We start from the raw sequence: 21,424 nt of genomic DNA, 5'->3' as shown, positions 1-21,424 counted from the left end.
ATTTTTTTTATTTTATGATTAAGTCTAGAATCCTTCTAAAACAATTTTACCTTTTGCTTTACCTGTTTCTAAGAAAGCGTGAGCTTTTCTAAGGTTTTCGGCATTTATAGTTCCGAAGTTTTCACCTAAGGTTGTTCTTACTTTTCCGTTATCTATTAATTCGGAAACTTCGTTTAAAATGTTATGCTGCTCTATCATATCATCTGTCTGAAACATAGAACGAGTGAACATTAACTCGATATGCGTAGACACAGCTTTGCCTTTAAAAGGCATCACATTCATCACTTTTGGGTCGTCAATAAATCCGAATTTACCTTGTGGTTTAATCAGTTTTACAATTTCATCCATGTGATGCTCTGTAGCGTTTAAACTCACCACATATTCAGGAGCAGGAAGGGCATACTTTGCAAACTCTTCACTCAATTTATTTCTGTGGTTAATCACTGTATCTGCACCTAATTCTTTTAACCAATCGGTAGTTTCTTCACGAGAAGCGGTACCAATAATATGCAGTTTTGTTAGCTTTTTAGCCAATTGCACCAAAATAGAACCTACACCACCAGCAGCACCAATAACTAAAATAGATTTGCTGGCATCGTCTTTAGAAACTTGTAATCTGTGAAACAACAATTCATAAGCTGTAAGCGTAGTTAGAGGCAAAGCAGCAGCTTCAGCAAATGATAAACTTGCAGGTTTTTTACCCACAATACGCTCGTCTACAACTTGATATTCGGCATTACTACCTTGACGTGTTAAATCACCTGCATACCAAACTTCATCACCCACTTTAAAAAGCGTAACATCTTCTCCAACAGCTGTTACAATTCCCGTTGCATCCCAACCAATTATACTCCAATTTCCATCTGGTGACGGTCTATTGGCTCTAATTTTGTAATCTACAGGGTTTACAGAAATCGCTTTCACTTCCACTAAAATATCGCTACCAGTTGCTTTTGGCGTATCTAAAGTGATGTCTTGTAGCGAGTTTACATTATCAATTGGTAAATTCTCTTTATATCCTATTGCTTTCATCTGATTTGAAAATTTTAAAATTATATTACAGTGAAAGTTTCGCTTTCTGGTAATCTTGATTTTGGCGTTTTATCGGTAGCATTGAAATCAGATGCTGCTCTATATCCTAAAGAAACAGCTACTAAAGAGGTGTATCCTTTTTCTCTTAATCCGAATTCTTCATCTAAAGCTTTTACATCAATACCTTCCATTGGCGTAGCATCTAAACCTAAACTGGCAACTCCCAATAAAAAGTTTCCAATGTTAAGATATACTTGCTTTTCCATCCAGTGTTGTAAATCTTTTAAATCGTATTTATGAATCCCCGTAAAAGCTTTAACAGCACCTAAAAATCCGTTTTTAATATCTTCGTTAGGGAATCTTCCGTCTTTATCTTCGGTATCTGCAATATGCTGGTAGTATGTATCATCTGCATCAATTTTTGAACAAAACAATACAACAGCTGATGCATTCGTTATTTTTGGCTCATTGAAACTAAAAAAGCCTTGAGTTCCTTTTGCCATACGTGCTTTACCTTCTGTAGTTTCGGCAACTATAAAATGCCAAGGCTGAAGATTTACACTTGAAGGACTCATTCTTAATAAATTTTTGACTTCAGCCATATCTGCTTCAGATATTTTCTTAGTTGCGTCGTATTCCTTTGTAGTGTATCTCCAGTTTAATGTTTCTTTTAAATTCATTTTTTATGGTATTAATTCTGTTTTATGATGCAAATGTAGAAATACACATAACCTTATTTATTGTATAAATCAAGGTGATGTTTGTACAAATAAAGGTTAATATGACTTAAATAGTCTGAATTAGAATTAAATCCATTAATTTTAAGCTTTAAATTAATTGATATGGAAGTTTTAGAAGCGCATAAACCTTTTGAAATACAAGAAATAGAATTAACAACATGGATACAACGTCCTGTTAAAAATAATTTTTTTGAATTGGTTTTGGTGAAATCAGGTTCTGGTACTCAATGTATAAATTACAATGAATCACCTTACACCGACAAGAGTGTATTTCTATTACCACCATTAAAGTGTCATTCGTTTACCATAGACCGTCCTACAAAATTTGTATTTCTAAAATTTACTGATTCATTTTTTAAGAGGGTTAATAAAATGCATTTTGATAGAAATCAGTGGTTCAAAGAAGCTTCATATATTCTATCTAATTACAATCAGCTTCCTGGGGATATTATCAAATCTGAGACAGATAGATTGCATCTAGGCAGTTTAACTGATATGATACTTTTAGAAACAAGAAATTATGGCGAAGAGTCTGTAAATCTTGTTACCAGCCTTATGACAGGAATTTTAGAAATTTTAATTCGGAATATTAAAAAGAGTAATTATTTTGATACAGATGCTAATATTTCTGAAGAAAGAATTACCAGAATGTTGACCTATATTAATGAGAATATTGATAAAACGGAGTTGTTAAAAGTTGAAAACCTTGCAAATGTATTTATGATGTCTCCCACATATGTAAGTGAGTACTTTAAGAAACAAGTGAAGATGCCACTAAGAGAATACATTATAAAAGCAAAATTGAAGCTTGTGGAAATAAGGCTCTTAAATTCAGATTTCACCTTAACCCAAATTGCAGATGATTTAGGTTTTACTGATGTAAGTCATCTTTCAAAAACTTTTAAACGTTATGTTGGTACTTCCATAAAAGAATTTAAGAATAACGGTGATTATATGATATTAACCCGTGGTGCATGCACAGCATAAAAAAGACAATTATTGATTTAACTCATACCCTTTTAAAACTTCTTTAGCACTAGTATAACCAATATGAAAAATGGGCTCTATAGAGCGCATATCAAAGGTTCCAAATTTATTTAGTGATTCAGGTGATACTACAAAATCGCAATCGCTAAATTTTGCTAAAGAATCGAAAGCCGACCTAAGTTTATAAGCTCTGTCGATTACATTATAAGAATGCTTTAAATCTTTAACTGTTATATTCTTTAATGGATTTACATAACTACCGATAATTTTATCGCAATGCTCTTGTACTGGTTCAACTGGAAAATTGTTTAGTACTCCGCCATCTACATAAAAATTTCCTGCTATTTCTATTGGTGAAAAAACACCAGGAAAAGTTGCAGAAGCTAATATTGGTCTAATTAATTCTCCTTTGTCAAAAATGGTCAATTCACCCTTTATGATGTCCGTTGCTGTAATATATAATGCTTTTGGTAACGTTTCGAAACTATCATCAGGAAAGAACTTTTTAAATTCGTCATAGAATTTTTCGGTATCAAGAAAACCAGGTTTTTTTAGTGCATATTTACTCGTATGAAAAATAGGAATGGTTTTGAAAAAATGCAATATTTCAGCCCAACCTATTCCCCCTGCGTATAACGCTCCAACAACCGCACCTGCACTTGTACCCGATATATGAGTAGGGAAAATATCATGTTCTTCTAGTGCCTTTATAACCCCTATATGGGCCACACCCCTTATGCCGCCACCAGATAAAACCAAACCAATATTCATTTTTCAGATATTTTATAACTATAAATTTAAAAGAATAGGTTTAATCTCGTGCAACAATCTCAAAATTGACTAGTCCGCCATCAATATTTGCTTTCTCTAATATACCTTTATTATAATAATAGATATTTTCTTTCCCTTTCGAATTTATTTTTTTATAACTATGATTCCCATTTGGCATAAGAATATTAAAACTTCCGTCTTGTTCTGAATAACATTGTTTTATTTGAACGGGTTCTTTAAAATATAGTAAAATAGTACTGTAGTTTATTTGATCTTGAATAACAGTTTCTACTTTATCATTTTTAGCAACTTCATAGTTATTCTTTCCCCATGTTGTTTGAGTATTTGCATGGGTTTTGCCATTCACATCAATAACTACTTGGGCTTTTTTCAATATTTTATTTTCAAAAATCACATCGTAATTGTAATTGACCGCAATTTCTGTAATGAAACGTGTTTTTATGCTAGTAGTACTTTGATAAGTTTCTTTATTATTTTTAGTATAACGGGTAGCCCTTAAAGTTCCGACAGTCTTATCTTTCATCACAATATCATAATTTAAAGTAGTCTTGTCACTATTTAAACTATGCTCTGTGGTGTTTATAATAATATTGGTGATGATAAATAACCAAATAACAAGAATATGATTGGTTGTTACCATTGTTAAAATATATATTTAACCGTGAATAAATAACTTTATGCAACAAAGTTATAACAATGGAAAAACTAGAAGGAATATTTTGAAAAGACTTTGTTATTTTTCTTCTTCAACAAGTTTGTCCTTTTTCCAAACTCCTTTGGTAACTATTTCACCATCTTTTCCATAAAATGTGCCTTTACCATTTCTTTTATCATCTTTCCATTCGCCAACATATTTTTCTTTATTTGGCCAATAATACGTACCTGTTCCATTTCTTAAATCGTTGGAATAACTACCAATATAATATTCACCATCTGCCCAATAAAAAGTACCTTCTCCATGGCGCTCATTGTTTTGCCAAGAACCTTCGTAGCGACTTCCTGTATTAAGTATTGCAACGCCTGTTCCGTTGGCCATGTTATTAGAAACCTGACCAACATAATGCATTAGACTACCCTTTTTATTCTTAAATTTTAAATACTCTCCTAAGGATTTATTCCCCAATTGACGACGCATTGCTGCCAATTGTACTTTTGCCTTTTTTAGTGCAAAGTTTAAAGAATCGCGTACATTTAAATCAAACTTAGATTTTTGTTGCAATAACTGAAGTGAATCTAAATTAGAAACTACACTATCTTTTATAACCACTATTTTATCGGATTTGAGGTCTAGTAATTGCTCCGCAAGGCCTATGCGTAATGGAATTCTATACGGATTATCTTTTACATATTTAAGTTCACTATTGTAGGCATTTAAGGCTTTTTTATAATCGCCATCAAGTAAAATAGAATCAATACGCATTACCTCTTTATATTCTGCTAAACTTTCATCAATTTCTGCCTGTTGTGTTTCTTTTTGTTTTAAATCATTCTTTAAACTTACAGACCTAAAAAGATAAAAAAAGGCAACCCCAGCAGTCGCTGCGAACAAAATATATGGTATGGCTATTCTCTTTTTCATTAATCAAATATTACTTTATTTCTCTTTACTTTAATCATTTAGATGAATAGCTGGTAATTTATTTTTAACCCTTCTAAAATCTGGTGAATAGTACATATGAACACGCAATGTAAATGTTTGTTTAAATACACCTGCATTCTTTAAATCTTGACCCATAGAATAAAGTCCACCCGCTGCTACGGTTAACCGCGGAGTTAAAATATAACCTAAGGTTGTTGTTAAACGTAAATCTTCCATTACGCTTCCAACTACAGCTTTACCACTTTGCATTATTAATTCGGTCTCCGGGGCAACATAAAATGTTTTTGGCTCCAGTTTGTGACTGTTTAGTGGAATCTTAGCTCTAAACATATAACGCCATCTATTTCTAAAAATATATTTACTATCATCTTCAAAACCTTGTGTCCATCTATGTTCAATACGTATACGATGATAAATAGTAGCGCGATAAACCGGCATGGCAAATTGGTATTGATGCCAAATACGCCATTCGGGAACTAAGTTTCTATCTTCTGATAACGGGTCGGTATTAAAATTAAGTCGAAGTACACCTCCTAAACTAAAGTTTACCTTCTTAGAATATATATAGCCTAATGCATGGCGATTATATAATTGACCTACTTGACCAATAAATGGAGTGTTTTCAGTTTCTTCAAATCTGAAATGCGTCTGAGCATCCCAATACAGACGTTTTGAGATTCTTATTTTACCATAGGTATTAACCCAAAGTTTCGTTTTTGCATGTTTATACTCTGACTCCTTGGGTAGTACTTCATAGTCATCTTCTTGCGCTATACCATTTGTACAAATACAACCGAACAATAGGAATAAAACCCACACTATATGTTTTGAATTTCGCATCATTGCTCTTTCTTAACTATAGGGTTAATATTCATTAATTCTAATACAATTTTTGGGTCTTGTTCTCTTTTTAGTTTACGTTCTAGTTTATGTGTGTCTTCATCACGCAATGCCATCATCCGGTCGTATGTAGCTTTATATAATTCTAGTATAGTAGAAGAATTAGTACAATTTAAATTGGTACTTATTTCATTTAATAAGTATGGTTCTAATACCTTTCTATAAGCGGATGTGATTCGTTTCTTAACTTCTTCAGTCATTAAATTGGCCATAAACGGATTCCAAACCTGATCTTGGTAATGTGCTACTATTTCTTTATTCTTAGCCGGATGGAGTAAAACCTCTTTCTCAAGTAGTTCTAAAGATTTAAAACATTGCGTTAGATGTTGACCAAAAATCAGTTTTTCCGCTAAGTTTTGCATATTAGAATATGAACTCAAATTTTTATTAGCAACAGCTTTAATTTGCTCCAAAGCACCAATTAAATTTTTAGGAAAACTTGAATCAACAGAATCAATAACACTGTTTAAATTGTTTATTTGAGAAATCATTTGTTCTTCAATAGCAATAAATTCTTGCTGGCGCTTTTCCTTTGCTAATTTGGGTCCTAATACTTTTTCAATAGATATTAAGCTAACTTCAGCATATTTTATCAGTTGCAAAAGTCCATCTACAGTATTATCAGAAAAAGTAAAGGAGTCTGCATTTGAATCGATGAACGACTTTGTATCATTTTCTGCCAGCTTTATACTGATTTCTTTAGAAGGAAAATCATTGGGTAAAACATGTTGAATTAAAGAATTCCGGTCAACATGTTCTATAATTTTCTCGTCATTTAGTTGTAATACGTTTGCTATAGGAAGAAGAAATTGTTTTGATATTGAATCAATTACCGAATAGTAATAATTTGCTTCTTTATCTGATAGCTTTAGAATATTAAGTTGCGTATCACTTAAAAATGAAGAACTTATGGAATCAGATATCTTATAACTTTCTTTAATTGAAATCAAACTTCGTTGCTCCACAGAATTCATTGGATAATAATCAACTTTCACCTTAAATTCAGGTAAAAAAGTTGCTTCACCTAATGAAGATAAAATAGTGTCTAATTTCTTATAGTAGTCAGCATTTTCCGCTAATAAACTTGGAATTCCTTTAGTTTTTGACAGTATATCGCGAACATTGGTGTTTTGTAAATTAATTAACTTTATAAACCTTTTATCTAGGTTGATTATAGCCTGATTACTACTTTTTGTTTTTGAAAGATTAATATCAATTTGCTGACCATTATTTATACTACTAATCTTAGTTAACCTACCATTGTTAAAGAACCAACTATGTGCATTACCTACTTGTTTTTCAGAATAGAATGTCCATTCGTCATGTGCAAGCCCATCTCTTAAAAATCTACCTACTAGCGTGCCTTCGGTATTTTTAATTTCAAAACTTTTCTGCGGTATTCCTTTATCAAACTCAATAGTACTTTTAAAAAGAGTTGCTTCAACCTCAGAATTTTTAATCTTATTATGTGTATATACCCATGTACCATCTGGCTTGCCTAAAATTAGACTCCCTTTCGCATTTTCTTGAAAACCACTAACATTAAGTTTGTATTGAAAACCAACCACCTCGGTTATACTATCAGATTTAAATTCTCCAAAATCAAACTCCCATAAACCACTGGCTATATTCTGCTGGAATTCACCTTTAAATAAGAATGTTTTATCTGCTTTAGACAAAAGAGCATCCAAATTAGATTTTTGCATTTTAAAAGTGCCATCTAAAATGGTATCATTGTTAGAAACAAAATACTGATAATCTGCATTACCAGAATATTGGGCGATTTCTTTAGGTCCAGAATACCTTTGCTTTTCCTGACCAAAAATAGTAGTAGAGAACAGTAAAAGAATTAAAAATGATACTGGCCGAATAATTTTACGGAGTGTCATGTATTGAAATTGGTTTGTTTACTTAGTTACAATTCAATACGAAAAAGTATCACATTTGGATTTTTTCAACCTTAAATACTTTATAACAAACTTATTATTCCTACAATTTTGTACGTTTTATACCCAGCAAACTAAAAAATCAATGAAAAAATAAGGCACCTACCGATTTAACAGTAAGTGCCTTATTTTCTTTTTTAAATAATATACTACTCCATATCAATAATCCCTACAACTTCATACGCGCGCGTACCATCAACTTGTACTTTTTCATATAATATATTCGCGTACTCATAATACGTTTGTCCATCGATTATTACTTTTTCGTAATTATCAGGTAATTCATAAACTACAGTACCAATTTCTGGCTCCACAACTTCATAATCAGAACCTACTTGCGAATAAAATGTACCTCCAACACTAAAATATATATGATTGTTAAAATGAACCCTTCTAAAATTTGGAGGTAAAGTTTTAATTCTAAATCCAATTTTGGGTGCAATAACTATGTAGCGTCCTCTTGAGGCAGTATAATACTTGTTATTCGCGTAATAGTAGTTACGTCCTTTATGTTTAATAATAGTTCTGTTTGGTACCGTTCGCACAGAGACTACTTTCTTTTTAGGTGTTTTATAAACGACTTTAGTACTGGATACTCGATTTGGCGTTCGTTTACTAACAGTTTTTGTCGTAACAGTTTTAGTTGTTGTACGCTTCCGGGTTTGAGCCATTCCTGAATACGTAAATGCTACTAGAAATAAAGATGCTACTATATATGTTTTAATATTTGTTTTCATAATTCTATATTTTAAAAAAGGTTAATACTCTTTTTTTGTATACATCTTTTTGACTCTGAGTTTTTAGTAAGGTTTAAAATACAATTCTGATTTATGAGGAAATTAACAGTTATTTTGGGTTGATATGTAAAATAAAAAAAGGACATATCCTTACAGATTTGCCCTTTTATAATTTAGTTGATTTATTTATTAATCTCCTGACAACCTTACTCTTAACGTTGTTTTTTTGTCTTTTAGGATATAGACAGGAAGTCGAAATTCAATTCGTTTTAAACCAGCTATTTGTCTATCTAATTCTAATGGTGAAGGATCTAAAGAAATAACGGAAACTGTTAATTCTGGATGTGATAAATTTTCTAATTTTAATTTTTTTCCATCTTGCTGTAAAATAGCACCGCCATCAATAATAGCAACATCAGCTATAGTTAACATCTGCCATGTTATCAATTCTGTTGAATCTGATGCCACCAAAGAATCTTCAATTAATAATGAGTTAGGACTATCTTTTACGAAACGACGTTTTGCATTTTCCAATTGTCCTTTAAAAGCTGCACTTAAGTCTATTGTAGCTTCTGGTTGTTTGCCCTCTTTAAAATCAGTAATTACAGCTTTTCCATCAACCACATGGTGATTATTGTTGACTGTTATGGTACTGTGTCCGAAATTATTTTTGGTTAATAATGTCCAACGTTCGCATTCTTGGCATCTATCCCAAAGATTAAACCCTGTCTTTTCTAAATCGTGATATCTCTGATTGCCCGTGTCAATAGACCATCGCACTCCGTTAAGTTCAAAAATAAAGGAACCTCCGTCCATATTACCATGATTTACAGTGCCTCTCCCTCCTTTTCCTCCAAAATAATACTGATATGGATCATTTTCTGGAGATTTAAATATGACAATAGGATTATCACCATCGCCTTTCCATGCTTCTGGTATTTTTTGATTACCTTTTTCTTTGTATTGAGAGATCCATACCAAACCAGCACCAGCATTTCTTGGAAGTTTACCCATTTTATTTGCAGGTGCTAAAAAGCGTTCTTCTTCAAAATATGCTTTATTACCAGTTTTTGCTGCAAACCATGCAAGCGTAATATCACCTTGTTCACTTCGTTTATCACCGCAATCAGCATAGTTATAATACCAGCCTGATGGTGTATTAGCAAGAACTTTAAAATCTGCACTTTCCATAAAAGCAGGAAATTCTGATAACCCGAAATCGGTTCCAAATGCACTTTCAAACATAGCTGCCGTTACAACAGAAAATGAAGTACCATACGTCCAATAGGTTGCCCCTTCGGGGTATACTCCATCTGGTCCATAAGACACAAGTGCCTGGGGTATACTATCTAATGCACGGCTAATTGTTTTTGAAGCTAACTTTGGGTTTATATCCGCTGTTACAATAGATGCAGCAATCATACCTCCATGACAAACTTGATTCCAATTATTATTACTACCTACCCAGCCGGTATTACCTTTCTCATTATAGCTTGGTTTTATTCCTTTTTCTATAAGCGCTGTTTTTGCAAGTTCGATGGTGCTTTTAGATAACGCATCACCAGTCCAATCTATACCAAAGGAAACTGCCATCGCCATTTCGGCAACATCTAGGTAATGCGAAGGATTCCAATCAGAAAAATTACAAACTGCTATTAATTCTTCTTCAATACGTTTTAAAATTACTGGATCTTTCTCCATTCTATAAACCATACCTAAAATATTCATTCGGTAGAGCATTTCACGAGAAACATGTAATAACCTTCGACCTTCTAACTTTCTAATAAGCAATGGTTCTTTTTGTATCGTAATAGCATTTGCTTGTATTGCTTTATATAAGTTTTTAACTACTGGATCTGTTTGTAGCTTCTTTTTTAGATTCTTTTCTATTTTTGAGTTTAGCACCAATTTTGGTCCACTCTTCTTTAGTTTTTTCTGTAAATATTGAACGCTAATAGGGTTATCCAGTTTTGGAATAGGTTGTACCAATCCTTCTTGTGCAGCAATATTATTAATTGAACCGAATACAAATAATTGAGAGAAAAATAAATAATAAATAATTTTTTTAGATATCATTTTAAAATCTGTTTTGTTAAAAATTAATATGTGGGTTTTGGCCTTACTAAAAATAAAGAAAGACCATCTTTTTTAGATGGCCTTGTCTTTTTTAATTCGTATTATTTAAACTTACCAGCCTGGGTTTTGACCTAAGTCTGGATTTTGCGAAATTTCTGAAAGTGGTATGGGCCACAAATAATGCTTGTTTTCATCAAATTGCGGGTTGGCCCAATCCGAGCCTCCATAAGGATCTATATAAGTTTTACCAGAATCTGGATCTACGGCCGTTTGTACAGTAGCACCTTCATAACGAGCTTCTGCAGCAGCATCCCATAGGAGCCCTAAATCTTTCTTAGCTAGTTTTGAACCTTGTTTCCAACGACGTAGATCATCATAACGGAAACCTTCCATAAACAATTCCACGCGACGTTCTCTTCTAATTTCAGCTAGTAATGGTGAAATACCATCACCTGTATAACGAGGATCCTCAGGTACAGCATTAATATCTAAATGTGGCATTCCTACTCGATCACGAAGTGCATTTATGGTAATATCCACATCTGTTTGTGTTATAGTTCCTAATTCTGCTACGGCTTCTACGTAATTTAATAAACCTTCTGCTAAACGTAAGGTAATTGCTGGCGTCCACGACGTATTATAAGAACGATAGGCTGCGGCTACATCATATACTTTAATGATATGATAACCAGTTGCGTTGCGCTCACCTCCAGTCATACCAGAAACTCTAGGGTAGGTGAAATCTAAACTATTACCAAATTGGTAAAATTCCTGATCTTCTGGGTGCAAAATGGTTTGTCGTAATCGCGGGTCTCTATTTACGAAAACATCTTCAATTGTTGCATCACCAGCGTAGTCTCCGGATAAAGTTATTGGTAAACCATCAGTACACAAATAATCTTCAACCATACTTTTAGTAGCACCACCATTATAGCCTCTCCAATACGACATCACGTGATTTGTATACTGACCTGGATCATATTTACGCCATAGTATAACTTCAGGATTTGCATCTAAATCTAATTGACGATGATATGAGTTATAATCGTGTAATGGATCCCCTGTTGAATATAAGGAGAACGGTCCATTGTCTATTAAATCCTTGGCTGCATTTGCTGCTTCTGTAAGCCACATTTCACTATTACTGCCGCCATGGTATTTTTGCCATGTACCCTCGAATAGACAAATTCTAGATTTTACCAATAATGCTGCCCAGCGATTCAATCGTCCATGATTACCTCCATCACCCCATGATTCTGGAATATTAGCCGTTGCAAAATTTAAATCGGCTAATACATTTGCCATCACTTCATCACGAGGTGTTCTTGCACTAAATAATTCCTCGGATTCTGTTGAAAGCTCTTCATCAAGCCAAGTAATATCTCCAAATTTAGAAACTTTGTCAGCATAAAACCAACCTCTAAATAAACGTGCCTCTGCTCTATATTTATTTTTTATTTCTTCAGAAACATTGGCTAAGTCATAGTTTGTTAGACCTATATTTAAAGAACGAACAAAAGACCATCCTCTATAACCGTACCATTCTGGATTACTAGGTGTACTATGGATTCCTGCCCGTAAACTACGATATCTATTATGGCGAGCATGATTGGCAGTGATGTTATCTGATGCTTCATCTAAATACCATATACCATATTTATGGCTATTGAACCCATCTTGATGCCCCATCATAATAGGAACATCTACATCTGTTCTAGCAAGATTGTAAAAATTATTATTGTAAACTTGTAAGTCACTTTCTGTGGACCAAAAGGTACCATCACTCACACTATCAAGTGGAGCTCTTTCTAAAAAATCATCGTTGCAACCAAAAGCAAGTAAAACAGTTACAATCCAGATTATATTTTTTATTTTATTTGTTTTCATAGTATATATATTCTTTTGATTAAAACGATAAATTTACACCTAAGGTTAAAATACGTTGTAAGTAGTATTCTTGAGTTACCGTAAATACTGATTCTGGATCTAATGGCTTATGCATCTTAGTGTGTTCCCATAAATTTTGACCTGATAAAAATATCTGTGCTTTATTCATTCCTAATTTATCTAGTAGGTTGTTCGGTAAATTAAAAGACAATGTTATATTCTTAAGACGTATATATGCCGCATTTTGTACAAAGCGTGATTGGGCAAGTACATTTCTATTACTTGCATTACTCTCAATTGGTCTAGCAAAATAAGAATCTCTATTTTCTGGTGACCAAGTTTCTGTTAAATAATAATTTTCAACAAGGTTAGATGCACTAGGATAAAAGGCATTCCAGTTGCCATTACTAGGTAAATAATCTCTAAATAATCCTTGGAAGAACATATCTAAAGACCAGTTCTTGTACGTAATATCAGGATTAATACCAAAAGAATAGCGTGCTGTAGTGTTCCCTATTATTTTACGATCCCCTGGATCGTCAAGCGTCGAACTACCATTATTTATTACACCATCACCATTTAAATCAGCATATTGCATATCACCAGCAGCCCAGTTATTACCAATTTGAGTTTGATCTGGTGCAGCTGCAACTTCAGCATCTGTTTGAAAAATTCCAACAGTTTCATAACCCCAAATTTCACCTAATTTTTGCCCAACATAATACTTACCATTACTACTAGTCGGAATGGTTCCAGCTGGGTTACTAAACTTTGTTATTTCAGATTGGCTGTCTGCCAGAGCTAAATTTAAACCCCATCTTCCGTGTTCACCAAAGGTATCGCGCCATGTTAATGATACCTCCCATCCTTGAGTACGAAGATCAGCAGCATTAGTCGATGGTGCGTCCGTGCCTAAAAGACTTGGATACCCTACTGACATTAACATGTCTTTGGTATCACGTGTGTATAAATCTCCCGTAATTGCTAACTTATTTTTAAATAAGGCTAAATCAAGACCTACGTTTTTGGAAATCACTGTTTCCCATGTTAATGTCGGACTTACCAAACCACCTGGACTTACATAGGGCGTTCTACCTGAACCTAATATATAAGGAGAGGTATTTGACCCTAAACTAGTTATATAAGGATAATAATTTTGACTACCATTACTATTTTGAACAGATTGATTTCCTAAGGACCCCCAAGAACCACGAATTTTTAACTGATCTAGCCAACCAGTTGCATTTTCCATAAAAGACTCTTCCGATACATTCCATCCTGCGGAAATTGATGGGAAAAAGCCGAATCGGTCATTTGTTGGAAAGCGAGAAGTACCGTCATAACGACCATTGGCTTCTAATAAATACCTGTCTTTATATATATAGTTTAAACGATAAAAAGCACCGCGTAATGAAAAATCATCTTCACCTCCTGCTAATGTTTGTGCACCTGTAGTAACACTTATATTAGTAATGGCTGGTGTTATTAACGTCTGTCCACGAGCAGAAAAATAGCGTTTATGGCCCCATTCTTGGTTAAAACCAATCATAGCTTTTACAAAGTGATCCTTATCTTCTCGATCGGCATTAAATTCATATTCTGCAAAAGCATTAAATACATAGTATTCATTTCGATCATTTCTTTCCTGTATCCAATCATTACCACTCAAGCCATTAGTAACAAAGGGATCTGCCAAAAGATTGGTACTTACAATCTCTATTTTACTAGAAACTTCTTTTTCATTTTTATTGAATGTATTGTAAGAAAAATTACTTCTGATTTTTAATCCAGGTGTTGGAGTTAAGGTTAAACCTTGGGTTAACCATAAATCTCCTGCATTAAAAGTATCACGACCTCCATCTTCTAAATATGGTAAAAAAGTACCAAAATACTCACCAATATACTGCTCATACTGCGGCCGATCACCAGGTGTAATATAGAAAGGTAAATCAGGGAACTCTACAGGAGTCAATGAAGTAACTCTTGCTATTGTATTAATATTTACATCCCAATTATAAAAATGTGGTTTATTACTATTTTGGTTGTTGTAAACAATTTTCGAATCCAAATTCAACCAATCGGTAACCTGAAAATCACTTTTCATTAAAATGTTGTACCGTTTAAATTTTTCATTATTTTCTGAGTCTCTTAAATACCCATCCTTACTTAGGTAACCAAGTGATACATAATATGAGGCTTTATCGGTGGCACCACTAATACTAAAATCATACGTTTTTTGAGGACTAAAATCTGCTATTGTTCTTTTAGTGTATTCATTGTTACCATAGTATCGTAAGTTTCCATCAATAACATCCCACTCATTCTCTGGACTAGGATTTTGCGAATATCGCTGGGCACCTGCTACAAAAGCGTCGTCGTACCTGGGTTGTCCGCTAGTGTTCATTCTAGCTGTATTTAAATAAGTGACTAATTCATAAGGATCTGTAACTTGGTCAATATGTATAATTGGTTTGGCATACGAATGCTGCGTACTAAAATTAATATTTGTTTTACCAGACTTACCTTTTTTAGTTTCAACTAATATAACACCAAAAGCTCCCCTTGCTCCATAAACGGCAGCTGCGGAAGCATCTTTTAGAACTGAAACACTTTTTATATCATTTGGATTGATACGTTCCAAATCCATCGGTACTCCATCTACAAGAACTAGTGGGCTACCACCATTAATCGAAGTAAACCCTCTAATATTAAACTCTGCAGGTTCCGATGGGTCGCCATTACGTATAGAAACGTTAAGGTTGGGTACAACACCTTGTAGACCTTGTCCTGCTGATGTTATTGGTCTATTTTCAAGACGCTCAGCATCCGCAATACCCACAGAACCGGTTAGGTTTTTCTTTTTCTGTGTACCGTAACCTACTACAACGACTTCGTCTAATTGACCGGCATCTATTCCAAGATTAGCATTTACGGTAGATTGTCCGTCAACAGCTATTTCTACAGTTTTATATCCAATATAACTGAATACAAGGATAGCATCAGTAGAAACAGATATGGAATAATTACCGTCGAAATCAGTAACAGCCCCTTGGTTTGTTCCTTTAACTACGACACTTGCTCCTGCCAAAGGAATTCCATCTTCGTCGTTTACAACACCAGTTACTGTCGACTGTAATTCATCAATTAGTATTTCTGGGGTATTAATATTCGAATACGCAAACGATTGCGTAATGCCTAGAAAGAAAAGCAGTACAGGTAATAGATAGCCTGCTGCTCTTGGCATTAGTTTTTTTAAGCGAATTTTAATCATAATAGTTCTCTTTTTTTAAGTGATTAGGGTTAATAATTGAGTTTGTTGATATTTAGGTTTATTTCGAAATAGAGAGTACCCTTATGTAAGAGTTTTCTATTGATATTTTAAGATAATTAATTGGTTGTCGTAAAATTTTGAGCTTGAGTAAAGATAACGTTAACGTTAACGTTTCTATGGAACGAATATAGGAATACAATTCATACAAAAAACAAAATATGTTAATTTATTTGTGATATCCATAAAAATTAAACACAATAATTGCCCCTTTATAAGTATTTTAGGATTAAAATTTAGATGTACTAAATATATGATAATGTGAAAAATATGTTAATAAGCCCTTATTTTACGGATAATTAGGACTTTTTAAAGTGTAGAATTCTAAACAAAGAATTTTGTAATTCTATTCTTGTTAAAAATGTAAAAATTTAGGCTAAATAATTTGCTCTAAAAGCAAACGAAAGAAAAAAAACGAGGAAATTTAACTTAATTATTTAAAGAATTGTTATTTATAAAATCTATAAAGGCAGGTTTATACTGGTCGGAAACTGTAATACGCTGTTTATTAATTATAATCTGACTGCGCTCGATAACTTCAATATTTTTTAGAGATACAATAAATGAACGATGTACTCGCATAAAATATGCCTTTGGTAATTCACTTTCTAAAGACTTTAGGCTCATCAATGTTAAAATAGGTTTTGGATTGTCTTTCAACCAAATTTTAATATAATCCTTAAGACCTTCAAAATACAAGACATCTGATAATTTAATGCGCACTTGTTTGTATTCCGATTTTACAAAAAGAAACTCCTTTTCACCTGTAACCGTTGTATTATTGTTGCCCTTCACTAATTTAAACCACTCTAAAGCTTTATTTGCTGCGGCCAAAAACTCTGCATAATCAAAGGGTTTCAATAAATAATCCAAAGCTTCTACCTTATAACCTTCTAATGCGTATTGATCAAATGCCGTAGTAAAAATTACACGGGTATGTTTGGGTAACATTTTGGAAAACTCGAGCCCAGTTAAATCAGGCATTTGAATATCTAAAAAAAGAACGTCAACCGGTTCTGTATTTATAAATTGTAGTGCTTCAATGGCACTATGACACTTTTTTTTAAGGGTTAAAAAAGGTGTCTTTTCTACATAGCTTTCTACCAGATTAAGAGCCATAGGTTCATCATCTACAATCATACACGTAAGTTGAACAGCCTCCATTTAAGTTTCTATTTTTAGATTAATTCTATAAACGCCTTCCTTAAGTTCCTTTTCAAAGGTATATTTATTTGGATACAATAAATTTAACCGTTTTTCTAGATTCTGTAGCCCAATACCGGATCCACTCTTGTCATTCTCCTTTTTAGGAAAATTATGGTTTTCTAACGTAAAATTAACTACATTTTTCTTAATGTTCATTTCTAAGGAAATCATACTTTCCTTATTTGCAGACACCCCATGTTTAAACGCATTCTCTATCAACGAAATAAACAAAAGCGGTGCTATTTTAATCTGATTATCGCTTATTGGAAAGCTGGATTCTATTTGTGTTTTATCTGTTAAACGCAATTTCATTAGCTCAATATATTTGCGCATAAATTCTATTTCCTTTGAAAGTGGCACCATTTCCGTATTTGTTTCATACAAAAGGTAACGCATGAGCTTACTTAGGCTATGAATAGTAGACTTTGCTTTATCCGGAGAGATATCTACAAGGGAATAAATGTTATTTAAAGAGTTGAAAAAGAAATGCGGCTGTAATTGATATCGTAAATGCTGTAATTCCGTTTGTAATTTAAAGTTATCCGCCTCTTTTCTTTGTGCTTCGGTTTTCACCCATCGCTTTGTAGTTTTAATGGCGATTGAAAAAAGTAAAGGTGCTGCATAAGATAGCATTTGAACATAAATAAACAGCTTAAAAGGAGGTCCAGTCTTATCACTTCCTGGGGGTCTGTTTTTTATTAATTCAGCAAAATAATTGTCTTCGATAAACTCTTTAAGTAGAATAAAAGAGCCAATTAAGAATAGGTTAATACAAATAAAAATTATCGTTTTTTTAGCGAATAGAAACTTGTCTATTAGAAAAAAGAAATTCAAATAAAATATAACGGCATAGAACAACATTGGAATTAAGAAATGGGCAATTAGCCTATTGGTATCCAATTCTTGTCCGTATGATAAAACGAACGGCATACTGAACAGCACCAACCATATGAGCAGGTGCTGAACAATCATTATTTTTTTATTCTTATACATAATTAGTTATTCATAACGTAAAGCCGTAATTGGATCTAAAGCTGAAGCCTTTCTAGCAGGATACCATCCAAAGAAAATACCAGTAACCGCACAAACGGCAAAGGATATTAGTATTGAATACAATGCGACACTTGTAGGCCAATGTAAGAACTTTTCAATGAAAACAGTAGCGCTGAGTCCTAAGATTACTCCTAAAACACCACCAGTAATACTAATTAAAATAGCTTCTATCAAAAACTGCATTAGAATATCAGAACCCTTACCACCAACGGCCATACGAAGTCCTATTTCCTTAGTACGCTCTTTTACGGACACATACATAATATTCATAATTCCAATACCCCCAATTAATAGAGAAATTCCGGCAACGGCTACCAAAAGAATAGTCAACATTTCGCTCGTAGAACTGAAGGTAGAAATTAGTTCTTCCATAGAACGTACCGTAAAATCATCATCTTCATTATCCATTAATTTATGCTCTGAACGCAAAATATCGCTTACCTCTATCACCGCCCCTGGTGCATCATCCTCACTTACCGCTGATGCCATAATCTGATTTAAATAATCAATTGCCAAAATACGTTTCTGAACCGTAGTGTACGGAGCTATTACCACATCATCCTGATCTTGACCAAAGGTGTTTTCTCCTTTTTCTTCCAAAACCCCAATCACTTTGAACGGAATATTATCAAAACGAATCATTTGACCTACAGGCTCTTGACCATCTGGAAACACATTATCTACCACCGTTTGCCCAAGAACCACCACTTTAGAAGCCGATTTAACTTCTGCATCAGTAAACATACTACCGCTTTGTAAACCGACAACTTTGATTTCTAAATAATCTGGATTAACGCCATAAATGGTGCTTGGCCAGTTGTTGGCTCCACTAATAACTTGTCCGCCACCATTAACTACAGGAGTAACATAGCTGAGTAATGTTGACTTTTCTTTTATTACTTCATAATTTTTGAGCGTAAGTGTTTGAACATCTCCACCACTACCTCTTGCTGGACCTCTATCATCAGTTCCCGGTCTAATGGTAATCATGTTTGACCCCATACTAGAAATGGTTGTTCTAATACTTTCTTTAGACCCTTCGCCAATGGCAAGCATTGCAATAACTGAGGCTACACCAATGATGATACCTAACATGGTCAACAAAGTTCTCATTTTATTAAGAACAATGGCTTTATATGCGATTTTAAATAGATTTAATAGTCTCATAATCAATTTTCTTCTTTAGGTAACTTTGCTAGTTCTATTGCTGCGGACTGTACATTATCATTCTTATAATCTTGAATAATATTTCCATCTTTCAATACCACGGTTCTACTACTAAATGTAGCAATATCGGGTTCATGAGTTACAAAAGTGATGGTGATGCCTTGCTTGTTCAAATCCTGAAATAATGACATGATTTCGTAAGATGTTCGGGTATCTAAATTACCCGTAGCCTCATCTGCCAATATCATTACCGGATTGTTCACTAATGATCTTGCAATAGCTACTCGTTGTTGTTGTCCACCAGAAAGCTGGGAAGGTGTATGGTGCAACCGATTACTCAAGCCTACCATGTCCAGAGCTTTCAATGCCCGTTCCCGACGTTCTTCAGTTGAAACTTTACTGTTGTACAAAAGAGGTAGCTCTACATTCTCAATTGCCGAAGTTCTTGCCAAAAGATTATACGATTGAAATATAAATCCGATTTTCTCATTACGAATAGTAGCCAGTTCATTTCTGCTCAAATCTTTTACACTCAGTCCGTCTATCTCATATGAACCAGAAGTGGGTTGATCCAAACAACCTAAGATGTTTAGCAGGGTACTTTTACCGGAACCACTAGACCCCATGATGGTCACGAATTCTCCTTCCTTAATCGTAAAAGAGATTCCTCTTAGGGCATGAACTGTTTCCGTACCCATCGTAAACTCACGGGTTAAATCCTGAATTTTTATGATTTCTTTATTCATGATTATTTCTTTTTAGCTCCCGGTGGTTTAGGCATAAACGGACTTTCTTCTGAGCCACCTTCTGGTGCCTCGGATTTTGTGGTTTCAGATTTTAAACTATAAACCAGTTTGTCGCCTTCATTAATCCCACTTAGTAGCTGTACGTTTACTCCGTCACTTGCTCCTAAAGTCACTTCTATGGGAGAAATAGCGCCATTAGATTCTAAGATCCAAACATTCGTAACTCCCGCTTCATCAGGTTTTGGTCCCCCTTTTGGAGGTTCCACTGTTAAATTTTCCTGCTCATTATATGCCATCATTTCAGGAGGCGTTGGTTTAAAGTTGATAGCTTTTGCTTCTACAGTTAATACATCTTTTAATTCCAATGTATAGATTGAAATAGTTGCTGTAAGTCCTGGTTTTAGTCTTAAATCAGGGTTATCTGCTTTTATAACCACTGTGTAGGTTACCACATTGGATGTTACCGTAGGATCTAATCTAACCTGAGTTACCTCACCATCAAATTCTTGCCCTTGGTACGCATCTACTGTGAAACTTACACGCTGTCCTTCCTCCACAACGCCTATATCCGCCTCATCTACATCTGCCTCAACCTGCATTTCTTTCAAATCTTGAGCAATAGTAAATAGTGTTGGTGTGCTATAACTAGCAGCAACCGTCTGTCCTTCTTCAATATCTCTTGAAAGCACTACTCCGTTTATAGGGGAGTAAATATTGGCATACCCCAAGTTTGTTCTTGCCTGTTGCAAATCAGATAAACGCTGTGTTACTGTACCTTTTGCTGTTTCATAATTGTAAAGCGCATCGTCATAATCGGATTTACTTATAACCTTATTGTCATATAGTGTTTTTTGACGTTCATAAATAGTCTCTTGATAATTTCGGTTGCTTACCGCATTATCATATGAAGCCTGTGCCTGAGTTAAAGCAGCTTTAAGGTTGGTCTTGTCTAGCTCTGCTATTAATTGACCTTCTTTAACCACACTGTTGTAGTCCACATAAATTTTCTCAACCACACCAGAAACCTGCGTACCTACATCAACCTGATTTATGGGCTCTATAGTTCCTGTCGCAGTAACCATAGTGGTAACGTCTCCTTTTTTTGCAGCTATTGATTTTGCCACAATAGAAATGCTATCATTACCTTTCATGTAACTATATGCCACAAAAGCTAATATGACCAAGGCTATTGCGCCTATAATGATGTTTCTTTTATTTTTCATTTTG

The 21,424-nt window shown here is 34.0% G+C and carries 17 protein-coding genes; 1 reads left to right on the top strand and 16 read right to left on the bottom strand.

Going from position 1 to position 21,424, the window contains the following annotated elements; all coding sequences use genetic code 11:
• Positions 1–24: 24 nt before the first annotated feature.
• Both UH7x_RS17640 and nfsB read right to left on the bottom strand, forming a co-directional pair.
• Entirely contained in the window at positions 25–1,032 is a 1,008-nt protein-coding gene (locus tag UH7x_RS17640; RefSeq protein ID WP_482361242.1) for a zinc-binding alcohol dehydrogenase family protein, read from the bottom strand.
• Positions 1,033–1,052: 20 nt separating this feature from the next.
• Positions 1,053–1,712, bottom strand: a complete 660-nt coding sequence (nfsB, locus tag UH7x_RS17635; protein WP_482361241.1) for an oxygen-insensitive NAD(P)H nitroreductase — start codon at positions 1,710–1,712, stop codon at positions 1,053–1,055.
• A gap of 162 nt (positions 1,713–1,874) precedes the next feature.
• Here nfsB and UH7x_RS17630 point away from each other — a divergent pair, with 162 nt between their 5' ends.
• Complete coding sequence (locus UH7x_RS17630) at positions 1,875–2,759, top strand: AraC family transcriptional regulator (RefSeq protein WP_482361240.1); 885 nt, start codon at positions 1,875–1,877, stop codon at positions 2,757–2,759.
• A 9-nt stretch (positions 2,760–2,768) separates the two neighbouring features.
• Here UH7x_RS17630 and UH7x_RS17625 read toward each other — a convergent pair whose 3' ends face one another.
• The 14 genes from UH7x_RS17625 to UH7x_RS17560 form a co-directional block, all read right to left on the bottom strand.
• The gene (locus tag UH7x_RS17625) at positions 2,769–3,530 is read right to left on the bottom strand and encodes a patatin-like phospholipase family protein (protein WP_482361239.1); all 762 of its coding nucleotides are present in this window, start codon (positions 3,528–3,530) and stop codon (positions 2,769–2,771) included.
• 40 nt (positions 3,531–3,570) lie between these two features.
• Positions 3,571–4,191 (bottom strand): DUF6134 family protein, encoded by a 621-nt coding sequence (locus tag UH7x_RS17620; protein WP_482361238.1) that lies wholly within the window; start codon positions 4,189–4,191, stop codon positions 3,571–3,573.
• A gap of 93 nt (positions 4,192–4,284) precedes the next feature.
• Positions 4,285–5,130: an MORN repeat-containing protein gene (locus UH7x_RS17615; protein WP_482361237.1), complete on the bottom strand. Its 846-nt coding sequence runs from the start codon at positions 5,128–5,130 to the stop codon at positions 4,285–4,287.
• A gap of 30 nt (positions 5,131–5,160) precedes the next feature.
• Entirely contained in the window at positions 5,161–5,994 is an 834-nt protein-coding gene (locus UH7x_RS17610; protein ID WP_482361236.1) for a DUF2490 domain-containing protein, read from the bottom strand.
• On the bottom strand, positions 5,991–7,940 hold the full coding sequence (locus UH7x_RS17605; protein ID WP_482361235.1) for a hypothetical protein: 1,950 nt from the start codon (positions 7,938–7,940) through the stop codon (positions 5,991–5,993). The genes UH7x_RS17610 and UH7x_RS17605 overlap by 4 nt, the downstream gene beginning before the upstream one ends.
• Positions 7,941–8,146: 206 nt before the next feature.
• Positions 8,147–8,734 (bottom strand): DUF6515 family protein, encoded by a 588-nt coding sequence (locus UH7x_RS17600; protein WP_482361234.1) that lies wholly within the window; start codon positions 8,732–8,734, stop codon positions 8,147–8,149.
• A gap of 189 nt (positions 8,735–8,923) precedes the next feature.
• Positions 8,924–10,810 (bottom strand): heparinase II/III domain-containing protein, encoded by a 1,887-nt coding sequence (locus UH7x_RS17595; RefSeq protein WP_482361233.1) that lies wholly within the window; start codon positions 10,808–10,810, stop codon positions 8,924–8,926.
• 111 nt (positions 10,811–10,921) lie between these two features.
• Positions 10,922–12,697 carry a RagB/SusD family nutrient uptake outer membrane protein gene (locus UH7x_RS17590; protein WP_482361232.1) on the bottom strand — a complete coding sequence of 592 codons (1,776 nt, stop codon included), beginning with the start codon at positions 12,695–12,697 and terminating at the stop codon, positions 10,922–10,924.
• Positions 12,698–12,716: 19 nt separating this feature from the next.
• A complete protein-coding gene (locus UH7x_RS17585) occupies positions 12,717–15,968 on the bottom strand; it encodes a SusC/RagA family TonB-linked outer membrane protein (protein WP_482361231.1) in 3,252 nt (1,083 codons plus the stop codon).
• 486 nt (positions 15,969–16,454) lie between these two features.
• On the bottom strand, positions 16,455–17,189 hold the full coding sequence (locus UH7x_RS17580; protein WP_482361230.1) for a LytR/AlgR family response regulator transcription factor: 735 nt from the start codon (positions 17,187–17,189) through the stop codon (positions 16,455–16,457).
• A complete protein-coding gene (locus UH7x_RS17575; RefSeq protein ID WP_482361229.1) occupies positions 17,190–18,224 on the bottom strand; it encodes a sensor histidine kinase in 1,035 nt (344 codons plus the stop codon).
• Between the two features lie 6 nt (positions 18,225–18,230).
• On the bottom strand, positions 18,231–19,451 hold the full coding sequence (locus UH7x_RS17570) for an ABC transporter permease (protein ID WP_482361228.1): 1,221 nt from the start codon (positions 19,449–19,451) through the stop codon (positions 18,231–18,233).
• A gap of 2 nt (positions 19,452–19,453) precedes the next feature.
• The gene (locus UH7x_RS17565; RefSeq protein ID WP_482361227.1) at positions 19,454–20,197 is read right to left on the bottom strand and encodes an ABC transporter ATP-binding protein; all 744 of its coding nucleotides are present in this window, start codon (positions 20,195–20,197) and stop codon (positions 19,454–19,456) included.
• Positions 20,198–20,199: 2 nt separating this feature from the next.
• On the bottom strand, positions 20,200–21,420 hold the full coding sequence (locus UH7x_RS17560; RefSeq protein WP_482361226.1) for an efflux RND transporter periplasmic adaptor subunit: 1,221 nt from the start codon (positions 21,418–21,420) through the stop codon (positions 20,200–20,202).
• Positions 21,421–21,424: the final 4 nt, after the last annotated feature.

It is taken from the genome of Aurantibacter sp. UH7 (genome assembly GCF_056839165.1).
The sequence above is the reverse complement of the archived record's forward strand: the minus strand, read 5'-3'. Positions and strand labels throughout refer to the sequence as shown.